This is a genomic window from Rubrivivax sp. JA1055, from assembly GCF_020966565.1.
In the GTDB taxonomy this organism is placed as follows: domain Bacteria; phylum Pseudomonadota; class Gammaproteobacteria; order Burkholderiales; family Burkholderiaceae_C; genus Rubrivivax; species Rubrivivax benzoatilyticus.
On sequence record NZ_JAJKFP010000001.1, the window covers coordinates 59,782 to 78,093 of the forward strand.

Consider the following 18,312-nt stretch of genomic DNA (forward strand, 5'->3'; position numbering starts at 1 on the left):
CCCGGTGGCCGGCGGTGGCAGAATCGCCCCAGCCGCGCCGCCGTAGTTCAATGGATAGAACGGGGACCTCCTAAGTCTCAGATGCAGGTTCGATTCCTGCCGGGGGCGCCAGGCTTCGGCGGTGCACGCCGTCGAACAGCTCGGCCCGCCAGCTCGCATCGCTCCACGACAGCTCGATGCGCGCCTTGTCCGGCAGCCGCCACCAGTAGATCCACTGGCCACGATCGCAGTCGATGCTGTCGGTGGGCCGGCCGATCGCGTGTTCGATGCGCTCCAGCGTCCAGCCGTCCAGCGGCTGGGTCTCGAAGAAGTGGCGCAGCAGGTCCGGCGGCGCACGCGGCGGCATGTGGTCGACGATGACGCCCTGAGCGTCGCACTCCAGGTACATCGGGTCTTCGGGCGCGTCCCAGGTGTAGCGTGTTCGGCCGGACGACCCGCCCGAAATCGACGCCGCGCGCCGCAGCGGCTCCGGCAGGTCGACGTAGCGCAGGCCGCGGTAGTAGCCGTTGGCTTCCATCAGCTGGCGGCGCGTGCGCCGCGCCGGCCTCCTGAGACGCTCATTGAGCCAAGCGGCCACCGTGACGATCGCGCTGACGGCATTGATCAGCAGGGCCAGCATCAGCACGGCGGCCAGGACGAAGGCGAAGAGTTTCGCCAGGAAGATCAGGCAGCTCATCGCCTCGATTGGCGCGCGGCCACGCGGCAGCCGCCATCGCTCCGCCGGCCGCCCCCGCTTTCAGGGGACGGCATCCCCCGGCGGGCCGTCACGCCGCGCCACGGCGGGTCGAATGGCGTCGCTTGCGGCCGACAATCCATCCCGAGGAGGACGATGACGATGCGATACAGCATCGCGGCCGTCGTGGCGCTGCTGGCCGGCGCCGCTTCGGCCCAGACCGTTTACCGCTGCGACGGGCCGGGCGGCCGGCCGGTGTTCCAGCAGCACCCATGCACCGCCGGCGGTCGCACGGTCGACGCGACACCGGCCAACTCGCCGATGGCCCCGGACCCGGACGTCGCACGCCAGCTGGCGCGCGACCGCTCCGGCGTCATGACCGAGGACGAGATGTTCAAGCGTTACGGCCCTCCGGCGCTGACGAACACCGACCGCTTCGGCAACAGCGTCTCGCGCCAGCACGTCTACCGATATGCCGACGGCAGCTCGCGCTACGTCTACACACGCGACGGCATCGTCGTCGGCCTGCAGGAGCGCCCGGCCGCTGGCCCCGGCGGGGCCGTCGGCGGCGGTGGCGAGCCCTGCTACAGCGAGCAGCAGATCCGTGCCGAACGGGTCTCGGCGAGCTCGATCACCTTGAGCGAGCGCCAGCGCCAGGAGCGCGAACGCCGCATCAGCGAGATGGAACGCTGCCGGCGCTGAGGCCCGCCATCGGCCCCGGCGCGCGGCCACGGGCCCCGAAGTGGCGCACGAAACGCCGCCCGCCACCGTCCTCGAAGACCAGCGACACCGGGATGACGTCGCCATCGCGCACCTGCCAGCGCAGGCCGTCCAGGCGCAGCCGCGGGCCGCCGGGCGCGAGCGCCGTCGTGCGCCCCGCCGGCAGCCGCAGCACGCCGCCGAGCGCCAGCACGCGCACCTCGGCCGCCCAGGGCGAGCGCGCGGCGACCAGGCGCAGCGGCGCGTCGGGCGTGATCGCCACATAGGCCTCGCTCTCTGTCTCTGCCGGGCCGCTGACGCGCGCCCAGCCGTCGTCCAGCCGGACGGCCGGCGGCTCGGCGGCGCACGCGGCCGAGGCCGTCACCAGGGCAGCCGTCGCGGCCAGCGTCTTCAGCGTGTTCATCGTCAGGAGTCCTCGCAATGCTGATGCTGCGCAGGCCCCGGCGGCCACGCTTGACGCGCCGCAGCCGGCCCCGGGCGCTTCAGCCGCCCTTAAGCCGGGCACGGGAAACCCCTGCCCGCCCCGTTCCCGCCGTGTCGTCCTTTGGACAGACGCCACCGCCGCCGCACCGCAGACTGCGGGCCGATGTCCTCCTCCCGCTGCCTCGTCGTCGGCGCCGGCCCTGCCGGGCTGGCCACCGCGCTCGGCCTGCTCGACGCCGGCCACGCCGTCACGCTGCTCGAACGTGCCGCCGCGCCCGGCGGGCTGGGGTTGCACGCCTTCGGCGGCATGGCGCTGTGCGGCACGCCGCTGCAGCGCCGCGCCGGCATCCCCGACAGCCCGGCGGTGGCGCTGGCCGACTGGCTGTCCTTCGCCGGCTTCGCGCCCGAGGACGAATGGCCACGGCGCTGGGCCGAGCACTACGTCGAACGCTGCGTGCCCGAGGTCTACGAGGCGCTGCGCGCGCGTGGCCTGCGTTTCATCCCGGCGGTGCAGTGGGTCGAACGCGGCTGGGCGACACCCGGCAACAGCCTGCCGCGTTACCACGTGCTCTGGGGCACGGCGCGGCATCTCGTGCAGACGCAGCTCGCCGCCTTGCGCGAGCATCGCCACGCGGCGCGGCTGGACTGGCGGCTGCAGCACCGCGTCGACGACTTCGAGCACACCGACGGCCGCATCACCGGCGTGCGCGGCGTCGACGAAAACACCGGCCGCGAGTTCCGCTTCGACGCCGATGCGGTCGTCGTCGCCGCCGGCGGCCTGACCGGCGACCTGGCGCGTGTGCGCTCGCTGTGGTCGGCCGGGCCGGCGCCGGCCGAGCTGCTGAACGGCTCGCACCCGCACGCCGACGGCCGGCTGCACGACGCCGCGGCGCGCCACGGCGCGCGCCTGTCGCACCTGGACCGCATGTGGCACTACGCCGCCGGCGTCGCGCACCCGAACCCGCAGTTCGACGGCCACGGCCTGAGCCTGATCCCGACCCGTTCGGCGCTGTGGCTGGGCCCGGACGGCCGGCGCATCGGCCCCGAGCCTTTCGTCACCGGCTACGACACCGCGGCGATGGTCGAACGTGTCGCGCGCGAAGCCTGGCCCTGGACCTGGCAGTTGCTGAACCGCCGCATCGCCGACAAGGAGCTCGCCGCCTCGGGCGCCGAGCACAACCCGCAGATCCGCGAGCGCCGCATGTTCGGCTTCGTGCGCCAGCTGCTGCGCGGCCAGCCCGAGCTGGTCGACGAGCTGCTCGCACGCTGCCCCGACGTCGTGCAGGGCGCGACGCTGGACGAGCTGGCGCAGCGCATGAATGCACTCACCGGCGACGGGCGCATCACCGCCGCGACGCTGCAAGCCCAGATCGCCCCCTACGACGCCCAGATCGCGCGCGGCCCGGCGCTGCACGACGACGACCAGCTGCGCCGCATCGAGCACCTGCGGCGCTGGCGCGGCGACCGCGTGCGCACCTGCCGCTACCAGCGCATCCTCGACCCCGCGGCCGGGCCGCTGATCGCCATCCGCTGCCGGCTGCTGACACGCAAGTCGATGGGCGGGCTGCAGACCGATCTTTCGAGCCGGGTGCTGGACACGAAGGGCACCCCGATCGCCGGGCTGTACGCGGTCGGCGAGGCCGCGGGCTTCGGCGGCGGCAACGCCAGCGGGCGCAAGTCGCTCGAAGGCACTTTCCTGCCCGGCTGCCTGCTGACCGCCAACGCCGCCGTGCGCCACCTCGGCACCTGAAAGGAGAGCACGATGAAGAAGACCGCCGCCGAACTGGTGCGCCACGCGCTGGAGCAACTGGGCGTGCGCCACACCTTCGGCATCCCCGGCGTGCACAACACCGAGACCTACGACGCGCTCGCCGGTTCGGCCGTCGTCACGCCGATCCGCGTCACGCACGAAGGCAACGCCGCCTTCATGGCCGACGCGGTGAGCCGCACCAACGACCATGTCGGCGCGCTGCTGATCGTGCCGGCCGCCGGCACCGCGCTGGCGATGGCCGGCATCGGCGAGGCGTATCTGGACGGCATCCCGATGCTGGTGATCTCCGGCGGCACGCACACGGGCCACGGTTTCCGCTACCAGCTGCACGAGCTCGACCAGATCGAATGGGTGAAGCCGGTGACCAAGGGCGCGTGGCGCGTCACGCGCCACCGCGACGTCGTGCCGACGCTCTACGAAGCCTGGCGCACCGCGACACGCGGTGAGCCCGGCCCGGTCTTCGTCGAGATCCCGGTCGACCTGCAGATGCTGCCCGGCGAAGTCGACGAGCTGCCGGCCTTCGTGCCCGACGCACCGCAAGCCGCGCCCGACGACGCCCTGATCGAACGCGCCGCGCGCGCGCTGCTGGCCGCCGAACGCCCGGGGCTCTTCGTCGGCTGGGGCGCGGTCGACGCGGGTGACGCGGTGGCGCGCATCGCCGAGGCGCTGGGCGCGCCGGTGGCGACGACGCTGCAAGGCCTGAGCGCCTTCCCCGGCACGCACCGGCTGCACGCCGGCATGGGCATCGGCCCGGCGGCGGTGCCGGCGGCCGAGCAGGCCTTCGCCGACTGCGACGTGCTGCTGGCGGTCGGCACGCGTTTCGGCGAGATCGCCACCGGCAGCTACGGCCTGCGCGCGACCTGGAAGCTGGTGCACGTCGACATCAACCCGGAAGTCTTCGGCGCCAACTACCCGGCCGAGATTGCGATCGAAGGCGACGCACGCCAGGTGCTGCCGGCGCTGGCGGCGAAGATCGCCGCGCTGGGCGCCGAGGGCGCGGCCACGCGGGCGGCACGCGCCGAGTCGGTGGCCGGCCGCATCGCCGCCGCCAAGCAGGCCTACCGCGCCGAATGGCTGGCGCACGACGGCGGCGGGCGCGTCAACCCGCAGCGTTTCTTCGACGCCTTGCGCGCCACGCTGCCCGACGACGGCTTCGTCGTCACCGACGACGGCAACCACACCTTTTTGACCGCCGAACTGTTCCAGAGCCGGCGCGCGCGCCACCTCGTCACGCCGACCGACTTCAACTGCATGGGCTACGGCGTGCCGGCGGCGGTGGCGATCCAGCTGACGCACCGGCAGCAGCCGGTGGTCGCCGTCGTCGGCGACGGTGCCTTCCTGATGACCGGCATCGAGCTCAGCACCGCCGCCGAACACGGCCTGGGCGTCGTCGTCTGCGTCTTCAACGACGGCGAGCTGTCGCAGATCTCGCAGGCGCAGCAGTTGCCCTACAACCGCAAGGCCTGCACCGTGCTGCCCGAGATCCGCATCGAAGGCATCGCGATGGCCGCCGGTGCCGCCTATCTGCGCATGAACACCGATGCCGACATCGAACGTGTGCTGCAGGCCGCGCACGAGCAGGCCGCCGCCGGCCGGCCGGTGGTCGTCGACGTGCACGTCGACTACTCGAAGCCCACCCGCTTCACGCGCGGCATCGTCAAGACCAACCTGGCGCGCATGAGTGTCGGCAACAAGCTGCGGCTGGTGGCGCGTGCCGCCTGGCGGCGCGTGGTCGCGCCGGCCTGATCAGCGCACCGCAAGCAGGCGCCCGGGGTCGACGATCTCGATCGTCGCGCGGCCGCGGCGGATGGCGCCGGCCGCTTCCAGCTCCTTGAGCGCCTGATTCACCGTCTGGCGCGACAGCGCCAGCATCTGGCCCAGCTGCTCCTGCGAGACCTCGAGCACACGTTTGCTGCGGCCCTCCCAGGCGCCGTAACCGCCGGCCATCGCCGCCAGCCGGCGCGCCAGGCGCGGTGTCGGCGGCAACAGCGCCAGCTCCTCGACGGCGGCGAAGGTCAGGCGCAGCTTGTTCGTCAGCAGCCGGCCGAAGCTCTGCCAGTGCTGCGGGCGCGCGGCCAGCAGCCGGGTCAGATCGTCCTGGGCCACACGCAGCAGCGTGCAGTCGCTTTCGGCCCAGGCGTCGTGCGTGCGCGGCGCGCCGTCGAACAGCGCGATCTCGCCGAACCACTGCGGCGGCTCCAGCATCGCCAGCAGCGACTCGCGCGCGCCGTCGCCCACGGCACCGACGGCGCCGATGCGCACGACGCCGCGCACCACCGCGTACAGCCCGTCGGGCGCGTCGCCGCGCGCGAACAGCCGCGTGCCGGCGTCCAGCACCAGCACCCGGGCGTGCGCCAGCAGGTGATCGGCCAGGTCGTCGGGCAGCGCGGCGAACCAGGCCCCGGCGCGCAGCGTCGGCGCCCAGTCGGCGGCGGGGGGTGGGCTCGGGCATCGTCGGCGCACGGTACACGAGGCGGCGCGTGGTGACGGGCGCATCGGCGACATCCAGGGACAATCGGCGCGCCGCTTCATGCCCCGATGACGATGACCGAATCCCCTGCCCCGATCGGCCTGGTCGCCGCCCTGCAGCGTGAACTGCGCGACCTGCTCGCCGCGATGCCCGACGCGCGGCCGCGCACGATCGGCGGCCGCGAGTTCTGGCACGGCACGCTCGAAGGCCACGAGGTCGTCGCGGTGCAGTCGCGTGTCGGCAAGGTGGCCGCGGCGGCGACGACCGCGGCGCTGCTGTCGCACTACCGCGTCGGCGCCGTCGTGCTGACCGGCATCGCCGGCGGGCTGGCGCCCGGCGTGGCGGTCGGCGACGTCGTCGTCTCGGCCGAACTGCTGCAGCACGACCTGGACGGCTCGCCCTTCTTCCCGCGCTGGGAGGTGCCGCTGACCGGCGTCTCGCGTTTCCCGGCCGACGCCGCGCTGGCCGAACGTGCCGCCGCCGCCGCACGCGCGGCGCTGGCCGACCCGCTGGCGCTGTTCGGCGAGGCGCTGGTGCAGGAGTTCTCGCTGCACGCGCCGACGGTGCACACCGGGCTCATCGTCAGCGGCGACCGTTTCGTGCGCACGCGCGAAGACCGCGACACGCTCTGCGCCGCCTTGCCCGACGCGCTGGCCGTCGAGATGGAAGGCGCCGCCGTCGCCCAGGTCTGCCACGAATGGGGCCTGCCCTTCGTCGCGATCCGCGCGATCTCCGACCGCGCCGACGACGCCGCGCACGGCGACTTCAAACGTTTCCTGTCCGCCGTCTGCGCGCACTACGGCGCGGCGGTGGTGCGGCGGCTGCTGGCCGATCTGCCCCGGACGTTCAGGGCGCCAGCCTAGACGGCGCGACCCGCCCGAACAGCAGCACGTCTTCGTAGACGCCGCCGATCTGGAGGTGGCGCACCAGGCAGCCCTCGGGCCGCAGCCCGGCTTTCTGCAGCACCCGCGCCGAAGCCAGGTTGCGCGCCAGGCAGCGGCCGGCGAAACGCGTCAGGCCGAGCTCGTTCTCGCCGAAGTCGAGCAGCGCACGTGTTGCCTCGGTGGCGTGGCCCTGGCCCCAGTGCTCGTGGCCGATCCAGTAGCCGACCTCGGCGTGCGCGTGCGCGGCACTGACGTTGAGCAGCGCGATCGCGCCGAGCAGCACGCCGTCGCGGCGGCGTTCGATCGCGTAGGTGATCTCGCGCCCGGCAAGCCAGCCGAACGGGTGCGTCGTGATCCAGGCCGCGGCAGCACCGTCGGGATACGGGTGCGGGATCGCCAGCGTCATCTCGGCGACACGCCGGTCGCCGGCCAGGCGCTGCACCTCGGGCGCGTCGGCGGCGACGAAAGGCCGCAGCCGCAGGTGGCGGGCTTCGATGACGGGCTGCGGCGGCATCGTGGTGCTCATCGCGGGGCTCCGGGTTCGGCGGCGAGCGCACGGCCGATCTCGCGCACCAGCGTGTCGACCATCGCCTTCGTCACCGTCAGCGGCGGCATGAAACGCAGGCTGGCACCACGCTGGCCGACAACCTGGCCACGCTCGAACAGACGGCGCGCGACGCGCTGCGCCAGCGCCTCGTCGGCCAGTTGCAGCGCCAGCATCAGCCCGCGGCCGCGCACGTCCAGCACCTGCTGCGGCCGGCGCTGCTGCAGCGCGGCCAGCCGGGCGGCGAAGTGTTCGCCGACGGCCGCGCCGCGTGCCACCCAGTCGCCGGCTTCCAGCGCCTCGATGACGGCCAGGGCCGCGGCGCAGCCGCCGGGGTCGTTCTGGTGCGACTGGGCATAACGCAGCGGCTGCGCGTCCAGCGCCGCGGCCACCGCGGCGTCGACCGTCAGCGCGCTGACCGGGTAGCCGTTGCCCAGCGCCTTGCCGCAGGCCACGAGCTGCGGCACCAGGCCATAGTGCTGGTAACCGAACCAGCGCCCGGTGCGGCCGAAGCCGGTCGTCACCTCGTTGCAGACGATGCAGGCGCCGGCGCGGCGTGCGGCCTCGACGGCGCGGGCGACGAAGTCCTCGCGCGGGAAACGCACCACCTCCAGCGAGGCGCCGCCGACCTCCAGCACCAGCGCCGCCGCCTCGTGCCAGGGCACGGCGTCGATGGCAGCCAGGTCGTCGCAGCGCAGGTCGATGCGGCGCTCGTTGTCGGCCGCCAGGCGGCCGAAGCCGAAGGCCGCCAGATAGCTGCCGTCCAGGCGCACGAAACGCCGCCGGCCCGACAGATGCATCGCGATCTGCAGCCCCAGGTTGACGGCCTCCGAGCCCGAAGACAGAAAGACGCTGCGCCCGCCCGGCAGGCCGTGCAGCCGCGCCAGGTGTGCCGCCAGCGTCTCGGCTTCGGCGCTGCGGAAGGCATAGCCCTGGTGCATCACGGCGTTCAGCGACCGCCGGATCGCCCGGTTCACCGCCGGGTGCGCATGGCCGAGGTTGGCGGCCCAGACGCCGGATTCGAAATCGACGTAAGGCCGGCCCTGCGCGTCGACGAGGCGGCAGCCGCGGGCGCGCGCCAGCACCCGCTCGGGCTGGCCGTACAGCGGCAGGATGCCGTGGGCGCGGTCGTCGGGCTCGCAGATCATCGGGCTATTCTCCCGCCCGCACGAATGCCGAACTTGATGGATCCCAGCGCCCTCGCCCATGCCGCCGAACTGATCGACCAGGCCGATGCGGTGATCGTCGCCGCCGGGGCCGGCATCGGCGTCGACTCCGGCCTGCCCGACTTCCGCGGCGACAGCGGTTTCTGGACCGCCTACCCGGCGCTCGGCGCCGCCGGGCTGCACTTCACCGAGATCGCCTGCCCCGACAGCTTCGAGCGCGACCCGGCGCTGGCCTGGGGCTTCTACGGCCACCGGCTGGACCTGTACCGCCGCACCGTGCCGCACGCCGGCTTCGCGATCCTGAAACGCTGGATGGACCGTGCGCCGGCCGGCGGCTTCGTCTTCACGAGCAACGTCGACGGCCAGTTCCAGCGTGCCGGCATCGCCGCCGACCGCATCGCCGAATGTCACGGCACCATCCACTGGCTGCAGTGCACACGCCCTTGCAGCGAGGCGCTGTGGCCGGCCGACGATCTGGCGGTGGATGTCGACACCGCCGCCTGCCGCTGGCGCGGCGAGCTGCCGCGCTGCCCGCGCTGCGGTGCGCTGGCGCGGCCCAACATCCTGATGTTCGGCGACGCGCAATGGCTGGCGGCACGCACCGAAGCCCAGATCGGCGCGCTGACGCAGTGGCTGAAAGGCGTGCGCCGCCCGGTCGTCGTCGAGATCGGTGCCGGCACCGCGGTGCCTTCGGTGCGGCGTTTCGGCCAGCATCTGCTGCACGCCCACGACGCCCTGCTGCTGCGGCTGAACCCGCGTGAACACGCGGTGCCGAATGCGCTGCACGTCGGCCTGGCCTGCGGCGCGCTCGAAGGGCTGGCGGCGATCGACGCCACGCTGGCCGCCGGCTGACGATGGACTGGTTCCAGCGCCTGACCGGCTTTGCCGAGCCCGCCGCCGACGAGCTGCGCCGGCGCCTGCACTGGCGCGACGGCCGGCTGCACGCGCCCGAAACCGGCCGCAGCTGGGCCGTCGGCGAGCTGGAACTCGTCACACTGGGCACGCTGCGTGAACGTGCCGCAGCCTTGCCGCCGGCGCCGCCACCCCGCTGCCGCGTCGTGCAGGGCGACGTGCGTGCGCTGCACCGCGACCCGGCGCTGGCCGGCGCGCTGTTCCAGGTGGCGTCGCAGTTCAACCTGCTGGAGATGATCGGCCCGCACGTCACGCCCGACGACGGCGTGACACGCTACGAACACGACCGCACGCAAGGCCCGGCCTGCGCGATGGCCTGCGGCGCCGCGACCCTCGTGCGCCACTACTTCGTGCCGGTCGACGGCCTCCCCGGCCAGACCGCCGGGCGCCAGCTCGACGCGCTGGCCGGCCTGGGCGAGGCGCTGGCCGCGGCCACCGGGCGGCCACGCGAAGCGCTCTGGGAGATGCGCAACGGCTACGCACTGCCCAGCGCCGACGGCCTGACCGCCATCGACGCCCATCTGGCGGCGCTGGACGAAGCCGGCCTCGACACGCTGCGCATGCGGCTGGCGATCGGCGTGCACCGCGACGTCGAGGCGACCGACGTCGCCGCGCCGCCGGGGCCGGTGGTCTCGCAAGCCTTCTGCTCGGCGCTGCCGGTCGCCTACTCGCGCCACCGCGGCGCGCCCTGGGCGCGTTTCGCGACGCTGGTGCTCGAAGCGGCCTACGAAGCGACGCTCTGGGAAGCGCGCCTGGCCGCCGCCGCCGGCAAACCGCCGCAGGTGCTGCTGACACAACTCGGCGGCGGCGCCTTCGGCAACGACGAGGCCTGGATCGGCGCCGCGATGCGCCGCGCCTTCGCCTCGCCGGCCGCAGCCGGGCTGGAGCTGCACCTCGTCAGCTACGGGCCACCGTCGAAGATGCTGCTGGAGCTGGCGGACGAGGTCGGCTGAAGCTCAGCTGACGACCAAGGCCAGGTCCTTGCCGATCGCCGAGAAGGCACGGCCGATGGTGTCGATCTTGGTCGCGTGCGACAGGTCCAGCAGGCGTGTCACCTCCTGCGGACGCACGCCCATCGCTCGCGCCAGCTCGGCCGGGCGCAGCTGCTGCCGGCACAGCTCGTTGAGCAGCGCCACCTTGGCCGCCACCGACAAGGGCAGCGCCACCCAGGCTTCGCCCGGCTGCAGCGCGCTGGGCGGCGGCACCGGGCGCTGATCCTCGAAATAGAAGTCCATCGCGGTCAGCAAGGCGTCGGCTGCGGCCTGCTCGGCTTCGGCCAGCGTGTCGCCTTGCGTGATCGCTTCCGGGATGTCGCGGAACGTGACGACGTAACCGCCGTCGGCGTCGGGGCTGAAGAGTGCGGGGTACTTCGACATGAGGGCTCCTGCTTCACCGTCGCGGGTTCACTTCAGGCCGAGCTGGCGCAGGATGGCCAGACGGGTGCCCTCCTTGAGTTCCTGGGCGGGATGGCGAGGCAACGTGCTCTGGCGACCGTCGAGGTAGAGCTTCCAGTGCCGAGCGCCTTCCTCGAACCGCACGCCGCGCGCTTCCAGCCAGCGTTTGAACTCCCGGATCTTCATGCGCCCCCGGTGAAGACGGCCCAATGTAAACAATATTGTTTACACCGGCAAGCCGCTTCGACACCGCGGCGTTCAGCCAGCTCCCGGCCGCAGGCGGTCGAACACCGCTTCCTGCTCGCCCGGCGCGAGCTCGTCGCAGCGTGCGCCGGCCAGCGGGTCGTCGCCCGCCCACCAGGCGGCGGCTGGGCCGGGGTGGTTGAGCGCCGTCACCAGCGCCTCGTTGAACTCGTAGACGCCCCAGGCCAGGCCGGCGTCGCGCAGCGAGGACTGCAGCGCGCCTTGCACCAGCGCGCGCACCGCGCGGTGGCTGGCGCTGGCCGGCACCTCGGCGCGGCGGCCGGCGGCGGCTTCGGCGCAGGCGCGGGCGTCGGTCGACGCGTGGCCGCGGCAGGCCAGCGGGCGCACCGGGTAGATGACGCAGACACCTTGCGCCAGGAAAGGGCAGCGCACCGGGTCGGCGGCACGTTCGGCCTCGCTGCGGCGGTGGGTCTTCGCCTCTGCGGCACGCAAGGCGCCGACGAGGTCGATGCCGCGGTCGGCCAGCGGTGGCGCCACGCGGGCGAGGAAGTGCGCGGCCAGCAGCACCTCGGGCATCGTCGCGACGACACGCAGCTGGCAGCAGGTCGCGCAGGCCTTGCGGCAGGCCAGCGGGGGCTCGTCGCCGCAGCGCAGGCGCACGTTGCCGTCGAAGGTGTCGACCGCCTGCGCCATCAGGCGCTCGACGCCGGCGGTGCTGCCGCGGCCGCCGTGCAGCGTGGTGTCGAACGCGCGGTGCAGCGCGCGGTAGAAGTCGAGGTCGTCGCCGGCGGGCAGATCGGCGTGGGCGGCGGAGGCGGTGTCCCAGGACATCGGCAGGTCTCGTTGCCGGCGGCGCGGCGGTGCCGGCACCTTAACCAGGGTCAGCCGCGGCACCTTTGCAAAGGCGCAAACCCGGCCTGCCACTGGACGAAAATACAGCCGTGACCGACACGCCCGCAGACACACCGGCCGACGCCCCCGCCTACACCGTGCCGGTGCGCGCGCTGTGTGCCTTCGCGGCCAAGACCGGCGACCTGGACCTGCGTTTCACGCCGGCACCGACGGCCGCCGAAGGCATCGCCGGCCACCGCCGCGTCGCCGCGCGCCGCGGCCCCGGGCACGAGAGCGAGGTCGCGCTCGAAGGCCGCTGGCAGCAGCTGCGCGTGCGCGGCCGTGCCGACGGTGTCGACCTGGGGCGGGCGCTGGTCGAGGAGGTGAAGACCCACCGCGGCCCGGTCGAGCGCATCCCCGATCACCACCGCGCGCTGCACCGCGCCCAGGCGCGTGTCTACGGCGCGCTGCTGGCCGCCACGCACGAGCTGCCGCGTGTGACGGTGCGCGTGCTCTACTGGGACATCGACCGCGAGAGCGAAACCGTCTTCGACGAGACGCTGACCGCCGCCGAGCTGCAGGCGCACTTCGAGGCGCTGTGCAGCCGCTTCGCCGCCTGGGCCGACGCCGAAATCGCACACCGCGCCGCCCGCGACGCCGCGCTGTCGGCGCTGGCCTGGCCGCACGACGCGTTCCGCGCCGGCCAGCGTGAACTGGCGACCGCGGTCTACAACGCCGCACGCGCCGGCCGGCCGTTGCTGGCGCAGGCGCCCACCGGCATCGGCAAGACGATGGCGACGCTGTTCCCGACGCTCAAAGCCCTGCCCGGCCAGCGCCTGGACCGCGTCTTCTTCCTCGCCGCCAAGACGCCCGGCCGGCGCCTGGCGCTGGACGCGCTGGCCACGCTGCGCGCCGGCGGCGCGCGCCCGCTGCGTGTTCTGCAGCTCGTCGCACGCGACAAGGCCTGCGCCGAACCCGGCCGCGCCTGCCACGGCGACGACTGCCGCCTGGCACGCGGCTTCTACGACCGCCTGCCGGCGGCGCGCCAGGCGGCGCTGGGCGCACTGGAGCACGACCCCGAGGCGCTGCCCGCCGTCGCCGCCGAACACGCCGTCTGCCCCTACTACCTGGCGCAGGAGATGGCGCGCTGGGCCGACGTCGTCGTCGGCGACTTCAACTACGTCTTCGACGCCGGCGCGCTGCTGCACGCCTTGCTGCAGGAGAACGGCTGGCGCGCGGTGGCGCTGGTCGACGAGGCGCACAACCTGGTGTCGCGAGGGCGCGAGATGTACAGCGCGACGCTGGACGCCGCCGCGGTGCGCGCCGCCAGACGCACGGCGCCGGCGGCGCTGAAGCGCCCGGTCGAGCGCGTGGCGCGGGCTCTGGGCGCGCTGGCCAAGGCCGGCGACGCGCCGTTCGAGGTCGCCGACGCGGCGCCCGACCAACTGCTCGACGCGCTGCGCAACTACATCTCGGCGGCCAGCGAACTGGCGGTGCAGCAGCCCACCGCGCTGGCCGGTGACGCGCTGCAGCTGCACTTCGACGCGCTGCGTTTTGCCGAACTGGCCGAACTGCTGGACCCGGCGACCAGCCAGTTCGACCTGACGCGCCGCCCCAGCGCGCGCGGCAAACCCGAGGCCGTGGCCTGCGTGCGCTGCGTCGTGCCGGCGCCGTTCCTCAAACCGCGTTTCGAGGCGCTGCACACCGCGGTGCTGTTCTCGGCGACGCTGGCGCCGGCGCCTTACCAGCGAGACCTGCTCGGCCTGGGCGACAGCGCCGCCTGGCTGGACTGCGAGTCGCCGTTCGACGCCGCGCAGCTGGCGGTGCGCATCGCACCGCTGTCCACGCGTTATGCCGACCGCGAGGCTTCGCTGGCACCGCTGGCGGCGCTGATCGCACGCCAGTACGCCGAGATGCCGGGCAACTACCTCGCGTTCTTCAGCAGCTTCGACTACCTGGAGCGCACCGCCGCCGCGCTGCAGGCCGCCGCGCCCGAGCTGCCGCTGCGCTGCCAGCAGCGCCGCATGGACGAAGCCGAGCGCCGCGCCTTCGTCGACTCCTTCGCCGAAGGCGGGCGCCAGATCGGCCTGGCGGTGCTGGGCGGCGCTTTCGGCGAAGGCATCGACCTGCCGGGCTCGCGCCTCGTCGGCGCCTTCGTCGCGACGCTGGGACTGCCGCCGGTGGACGCGGTGCAGGAGGCGATGAAGGCGCGGCTGGAAGCGCGTTTCGGCGCCGGCTGGGCCTACACCTACCTCGTGCCCGGGCTGCAGAAGGTCGTGCAGGCCGCCGGGCGAGTGATCCGCACCCCGGAAGACCGCGGCGTGCTGCACCTCGTCGACGACCGCTTCGGCCGCGCCGAGGTGCGGGCCTTGCTGCCGGGGTGGTGGCGGGTGCGGCGGGGCTGAGAGCCAGGCGGCGCAACGCGCTCAGCCGGCCACGCCCCCACCGTCGCGCAGCAACAAGGCCTGGCTGTATTGCAGGAACTCGTCGAGGTGCGAGGTGATGATCGCGACCGTGATCGGCAGTTGCAGCGCCTGATCCTCTTGCACCGCGATGTTGCGGAAGCCGACCATGCGCTTGAGCGCGTCGGCCAGACCGGCGTCGATCCAGCCCGCCCGGGCCAGCAGGGCGAAGACGTCGCGCGCACTCTGCGGCACGCCGAGCCGTTCGCGGCGGATCAGATGCTGGCCCATGTCGAGGGCCGCCTCGCAGGCGCGCTGGATGTTCAGGATCGCGGCGTCCTGGCGCGTGTAGTCGGTGGCGAAGCTCGCCGGGTTTGCGGCGTACTCCTCGCGTGCGCGGGCGACGCAGCGCTCGATCACCGCCGCCTTGTTCAGCAACACGTCATCGGCCATGGATGGTCCCCGTTCGGCGGATGTCCTGCAGCAGCCCGGCCGTGCCGTGTCGAGGGCCGTCTTCTCGCTCAATGCCGCCGCCTCGAACAGGCCGGCGCGCGTGTCGGCCGCCCACCACCGTTCGCCGGTCGTGATCACGCGGTACTGCATGACGGTCGAAGCGGCACGAAGGTCGAGCAGGTCGACGTCGCAGCCGGCAAGGTCGGCCAGTTCGCCGGACAGCTCGAACAAGGCCAGCGGATCGGCATAACCGGCGACGAGCACCGCCAGGTCCAGATCGCTGGCCGGGCCCGCCGTCCCGTCGATGCGGCTGCCGAAGGCATAGACCGCCAGCAAGCCGGGCAGGCGGCACCGCAGCAGTTCGACGATCGTCGCGCGGTTCATGGAGGCATTGTCCGATGAAGCAGGCCGGCCGCGCCCGTTCAAGGCCGCCGGGCCCCGCGGCGCCACAGCCCGCGCAGGCCCTCGGCCGTCGCGCCGGCCGCCAGCCGCAGCACCAGCCGAGCGACGCGGTAGACCAGCCACGCGCCGCCGACCATCGGCACCAGCAGCAGCACCGGCCACAGCGCCTCGACCGGGTGACCGGCCACCACGCGGCCACCGAGCACGCCCAGCGCGGTGAAGGCGGCCGCCGTCCAGGCCAGCGCCATCAGCGTGCGGCCCAGCTCGTGCCAGTGGGCGCCGCGCGGCGCCGCACCCGCCGCCGCCGTGCGCCAGCGCGCCAGCCGCTCGCCGCCCCAGCAGGCCAGCGCCAGCACGCCGGCCCAGGCCATCGCCGGCACGCCGGGCGCCCCGGCGCCGGCCGCCGGCGCCCAGCGGTTCAGCGCCGTCTCGGCGGCTGCCGCGGCGACGACGAAGGCCGCCAGCCGCGGCGGCGTCAGCCAGCGCCGGGCGTGCGCGTCGGCCCAGCGCGCCAGCGCGCGGCGCGTCTGCCCCGGCACGGTGGTCGGCCGGGTGTCGCGCCAGGCGTCGCGCCAGCGAACGAGGTCCTGCACCGTCAGCACGATGGCCACCAGCAGCGGCCAGGTCCACCAGCCCGCGGCGCCGGGCCAGGCCAGCAGCGCGGCGATGGACAGCACCATCAGCAGCACGCCCGACACGGCCGCACGCGCCAGCCACGACAGCGGCCGGCCCAGGCGCTGCAGACGCGCGTCCAGCTGGCGCCGTGCGGCCGCGATGAAGCCGAAGAAGACGAAGAACGGCACCGCCAGCCCGATGAACACCGGCAGCGCCAGCAGCGGCACCACGACCTCCGAGACGGCGTCGGGCAGCAGCGTCGCGACGCCGACCGCGGCCAGCAGCGCCAGCCAGGCCGCCACCACGATGGCCTCGACGCGGAACGCGAACCACAGCCGCGCCGCGACGTGCGCGCCGGTGGCCTGGAAAGCCCGCGCGCAGGGTTCGCCGAAGGTGTCGGCCAGGGCCCGCGCGGCGCCGCGGGTCGGCGACACGATGCGCGACAGCATCAGCCAGCGCCACGCCGAACGTGCGAACAGGCGCTGGCGCCCGCGGTCGGCGACGTCGGCGCGCAGCGCGCTCCAGGCCAGCTCCACCGCGTCGCGGTAGCGCGCCATCGCGCGGCTCTGGCCCGCCAGCCCGGCCAGCGCGTCGTCGTTCTCCGGGTCCAGGCGCAGCGCCTCGCGGTAGGCCTGCACCGCCTCGTCGGGCGAATGGCGGGTCTGGGCCAGGCGCACGAAGCCGTCGGCCCAGTCGGGAAAGGCGGCCACCAGCGCCTCGGCCTCGACACGTGCGCCGATCAGGTCGCCGGCGCGCTGGTGCACGGTGGACAGCAGCAGGCGCGACAGCGCGTCGCCGTCGCTGGCGCGCACGGCCTGGCGCGCCATCTCGACGGCCTCGGCATGGCGGCCGCGCACCGAATCCGCGTTGGCCAGCAGGCGCATCGCCCAGGCCGAGCCGGGCTCCTGCGCCAGCACGCCGCGCGCGAGCTCGACGGCCTCGTCGGTGCGGCCGAGCTGCGCCAGCACGTAAGCCAGCTGCAGCCGCGCCCGCGTGTGCGACGGGTCCTCGGCGGCGGCGCGCCGCGCCTGGGCCTCGGCGTCCTTCCAGCGGCCGATGGCTGCCAGCGCCCGGCTGCGCTCGACGAGCGCGTCGGCACGCTGGCGCGGCGTCGGCGCGTCAGCCAAGGCGGTGGCGCTTCATGTAGTCGAGCAGCTCGTCGTAGACGCCGCTCTCGTTGGCGAACATCGCGAAGTTGCGCGCCTGCGCGAACCACTCCAGCGTGCTCGGCCGCAGCGTCTTCAGCGCACGGCGGAAGTCGTCGTGGCCCACCGGGCGGATGCGCCCGGCCGCGGCGCTGGCCTCGATGGCCGCCTCGCGCGCCAGGTTGCACAGGTGGGCCAGGTCGGCGCCGGAGAACAGCTCGGTGGCGCGGGCCAGCGCGGGCAGGTCGACGCCGGCGTGCGGGCAGCCTTCGAGGTGATGCTCGAGGATGCGCTCGCGCGCCGTGACGTCGGGCGGCAGCACGAGCACCGTGCGGTCGAAGCGGCCCGGGCGGCGCAGCGCCGAGTCCACGTCCCAGGGGTGGTTGGTGGCACCGAGCACGAAGACGTCGGTGTTGTCGTGCTGCGCGCCGTCCATCTCGGACAGCAGCTGGTTGACGAGGTTGCGGCCGGCGCCGCCGCGCAGCTCGCTGCGCTTGTGGCCGAGCGCGTCGACCTCGTCGAAGAACAGCACCATCGGCGCCAGCCGGCGCGCGCTGTCGAAGATCTTGTGCAGGCGCTGCTCGCTCTCGCCGAACCACATGTCGAGCACGTCCTCCAGCCCGACCGACGCGAAACGCGCGCCCATCTCGCCGGCCAGCGCACGTGCGATGTAGGTCTTGCCGCAGCCCGGCGGGCCGTACAGCAGCAGGCCGCCGGTGCCGGTCTTGCCGAAGGCGCGGTAGAGCTCGGGGTCGCGCAGCGGGCCCAGCACCGACAGCTCGAGCTTCTTCTTCAGCCCCTCCATGCCGCCGATCTGGGCGAAGCTGACGCTCGGCGCCTGGACCTCGAACTCCTCGACACGCTCGCCGCCGTCGGCGGCCAGGCGCAGGCCGGGGCGTTCGCCACGCACCAGGTCCTGGGCCTCGGACGGCGCGCCGATCGTCGCCACCACCGGCGCCGGCCGGGGCGCGGCGGCCGGCGGCGGCGCGGCGGGCTCCAGCGCGGCCAGCAGGCGCGCGTAACCGTCGGCCGTCGGCCGGCCGAGCTGGCGCGCCAGCGGCGCGGCCAGGCGCAGCGCCGGCAGGTGGGCCGGGTCGCGCGCGAGCGTGCCGACACACAGCTCCAGCGCCGCCTCGGGCCGCTCGTCGTCGTGGAGCAGCTGCGCCAGGTGCTGGCGCAGGTCGAGGTCGTCGGGCGACTGCTGCAGCGCGGCTTCGAGCGCCGCGATGACGGAGGCGGGAGGTCTGGGCATCGGACGAAGAGGAGTTTTGACGGCTCGCCCTCAGTATCGGCCGCGCCGGCC

General features: G+C 74.1%; 18 protein-coding genes and 1 tRNA gene. 9 read left to right on the forward strand and 10 right to left on the reverse strand.

Features of this window, described 5'->3' with window-relative positions:
- The first annotated feature begins 36 nt into the window (after nt 1–36).
- From LOC65_RS00255 to LOC65_RS00260, 3 genes are all read left to right on the forward strand, one after another.
- A tRNA-Arg gene (locus tag LOC65_RS00255) sits at nt 37–111 on the forward strand.
- Nucleotides 112–233: 122 nt separating this feature from the next.
- Nucleotides 234–368, forward strand: a complete 135-nt coding sequence (locus LOC65_RS19320; RefSeq protein WP_255718649.1) for a hypothetical protein — start codon at nt 234–236, stop codon at nt 366–368.
- 467 nt (nt 369–835) lie between these two features.
- Complete coding sequence (locus LOC65_RS00260; protein ID WP_230246075.1) at nt 836–1,375, forward strand: DUF4124 domain-containing protein; 540 nt, start codon at nt 836–838, stop codon at nt 1,373–1,375.
- On the opposite strand, the gene LOC65_RS00265 is transcribed toward LOC65_RS00260, so the two are convergent.
- Nucleotides 1,347–1,796: a copper chaperone PCu(A)C gene (locus tag LOC65_RS00265; protein WP_230246076.1), complete on the reverse strand. Its 450-nt coding sequence runs from the start codon at nt 1,794–1,796 to the stop codon at nt 1,347–1,349. The two genes, LOC65_RS00260 and LOC65_RS00265, sit on opposite strands and share 29 nt — an antisense overlap.
- Nucleotides 1,797–1,979: 183 nt before the next feature.
- Here LOC65_RS00265 and LOC65_RS00270 point away from each other — a divergent pair, with 183 nt between their 5' ends.
- Nucleotides 1,980–3,566: an FAD-dependent oxidoreductase gene (locus LOC65_RS00270; protein ID WP_230246077.1), complete on the forward strand. Its 1,587-nt coding sequence runs from the start codon at nt 1,980–1,982 to the stop codon at nt 3,564–3,566.
- A gap of 12 nt (nt 3,567–3,578) precedes the next feature.
- Nucleotides 3,579–5,333 carry a thiamine pyrophosphate-binding protein gene (locus LOC65_RS00275; RefSeq protein ID WP_230246078.1) on the forward strand — a complete coding sequence of 585 codons (1,755 nt, stop codon included), beginning with the start codon at nt 3,579–3,581 and terminating at the stop codon, nt 5,331–5,333.
- Here LOC65_RS00275 and LOC65_RS00280 read toward each other — a convergent pair whose 3' ends face one another.
- Nucleotides 5,334–6,083 (reverse strand): Crp/Fnr family transcriptional regulator, encoded by a 750-nt coding sequence (locus tag LOC65_RS00280; protein WP_405048235.1) that lies wholly within the window; start codon nt 6,081–6,083, stop codon nt 5,334–5,336.
- Between the two features lie 42 nt (nt 6,084–6,125).
- On the opposite strand from LOC65_RS00280, the gene LOC65_RS00285 reads away from it, so the two are divergent.
- Nucleotides 6,126–6,920 (forward strand): 5'-methylthioadenosine/adenosylhomocysteine nucleosidase, encoded by a 795-nt coding sequence (locus LOC65_RS00285; protein WP_405048236.1) that lies wholly within the window; start codon nt 6,126–6,128, stop codon nt 6,918–6,920.
- Here the strand turns inward: LOC65_RS00285 and LOC65_RS00290 are convergent.
- Nucleotides 6,904–7,467, reverse strand: a complete 564-nt coding sequence (locus LOC65_RS00290; protein WP_230246080.1) for a GNAT family N-acetyltransferase — start codon at nt 7,465–7,467, stop codon at nt 6,904–6,906. The two genes, LOC65_RS00285 and LOC65_RS00290, sit on opposite strands and share 17 nt — an antisense overlap.
- Nucleotides 7,464–8,633, reverse strand: a complete 1,170-nt coding sequence (locus tag LOC65_RS00295; protein ID WP_230246085.1) for an aminotransferase class III-fold pyridoxal phosphate-dependent enzyme — start codon at nt 8,631–8,633, stop codon at nt 7,464–7,466. The genes LOC65_RS00290 and LOC65_RS00295 overlap by 4 nt, the downstream gene beginning before the upstream one ends.
- A 36-nt stretch (nt 8,634–8,669) precedes the next feature.
- On the opposite strand from LOC65_RS00295, the gene LOC65_RS00300 reads away from it, so the two are divergent.
- Together LOC65_RS00300 and LOC65_RS00305 are read left to right on the forward strand one after the other, a co-directional pair.
- Nucleotides 8,670–9,503, forward strand: a complete 834-nt coding sequence (locus LOC65_RS00300) for a Sir2 family NAD-dependent protein deacetylase (RefSeq protein ID WP_230246086.1) — start codon at nt 8,670–8,672, stop codon at nt 9,501–9,503.
- Nucleotides 9,504–9,505: 2 nt separating this feature from the next.
- Nucleotides 9,506–10,516 (forward strand): hypothetical protein, encoded by a 1,011-nt coding sequence (locus tag LOC65_RS00305; protein ID WP_230246087.1) that lies wholly within the window; start codon nt 9,506–9,508, stop codon nt 10,514–10,516.
- Nucleotides 10,517–10,519: 3 nt separating this feature from the next.
- On the opposite strand, the gene LOC65_RS00310 is transcribed toward LOC65_RS00305, so the two are convergent.
- From LOC65_RS00310 to LOC65_RS00320, 3 genes are all read right to left on the reverse strand, one after another.
- The gene (locus tag LOC65_RS00310; protein ID WP_230246088.1) at nt 10,520–10,939 is read right to left on the reverse strand and encodes a type II toxin-antitoxin system HicB family antitoxin; all 420 of its coding nucleotides are present in this window, start codon (nt 10,937–10,939) and stop codon (nt 10,520–10,522) included.
- A gap of 27 nt (nt 10,940–10,966) precedes the next feature.
- The gene (locus LOC65_RS00315) at nt 10,967–11,143 is read right to left on the reverse strand and encodes a type II toxin-antitoxin system HicA family toxin (protein WP_230246089.1); all 177 of its coding nucleotides are present in this window, start codon (nt 11,141–11,143) and stop codon (nt 10,967–10,969) included.
- 72 nt (nt 11,144–11,215) lie between these two features.
- Nucleotides 11,216–11,992, reverse strand: a complete 777-nt coding sequence (locus LOC65_RS00320) for a YkgJ family cysteine cluster protein (protein WP_230246091.1) — start codon at nt 11,990–11,992, stop codon at nt 11,216–11,218.
- Between the two features lie 110 nt (nt 11,993–12,102).
- Here LOC65_RS00320 and LOC65_RS00325 point away from each other — a divergent pair, with 110 nt between their 5' ends.
- Nucleotides 12,103–14,397 (forward strand): helicase C-terminal domain-containing protein, encoded by a 2,295-nt coding sequence (locus LOC65_RS00325; protein ID WP_230246093.1) that lies wholly within the window; start codon nt 12,103–12,105, stop codon nt 14,395–14,397.
- Between the two features lie 21 nt (nt 14,398–14,418).
- Here the strand turns inward: LOC65_RS00325 and hepT are convergent, their stop codons facing one another.
- Genes hepT through LOC65_RS00345 form a run of 3 tightly spaced genes read right to left on the reverse strand, consistent with a single transcriptional unit; the run spans nt 14,419 to nt 18,261 of the window.
- Nucleotides 14,419–15,273, reverse strand: a complete 855-nt coding sequence (hepT, locus tag LOC65_RS19545) for a type VII toxin-antitoxin system HepT family RNase toxin (protein ID WP_405048237.1) — start codon at nt 15,271–15,273, stop codon at nt 14,419–14,421.
- A complete protein-coding gene (locus LOC65_RS00340; RefSeq protein ID WP_230246099.1) occupies nt 15,270–16,991 on the reverse strand; it encodes a tetratricopeptide repeat protein in 1,722 nt (573 codons plus the stop codon). The genes hepT and LOC65_RS00340 overlap by 4 nt, the downstream gene beginning before the upstream one ends.
- Nucleotides 16,984–18,261: a tetratricopeptide repeat protein gene (locus LOC65_RS00345; RefSeq protein ID WP_230246102.1), complete on the reverse strand. Its 1,278-nt coding sequence runs from the start codon at nt 18,259–18,261 to the stop codon at nt 16,984–16,986. Before LOC65_RS00345 ends, LOC65_RS00340 begins: the two co-directional genes overlap by 8 nt.
- Nucleotides 18,262–18,312: the final 51 nt, after the last annotated feature.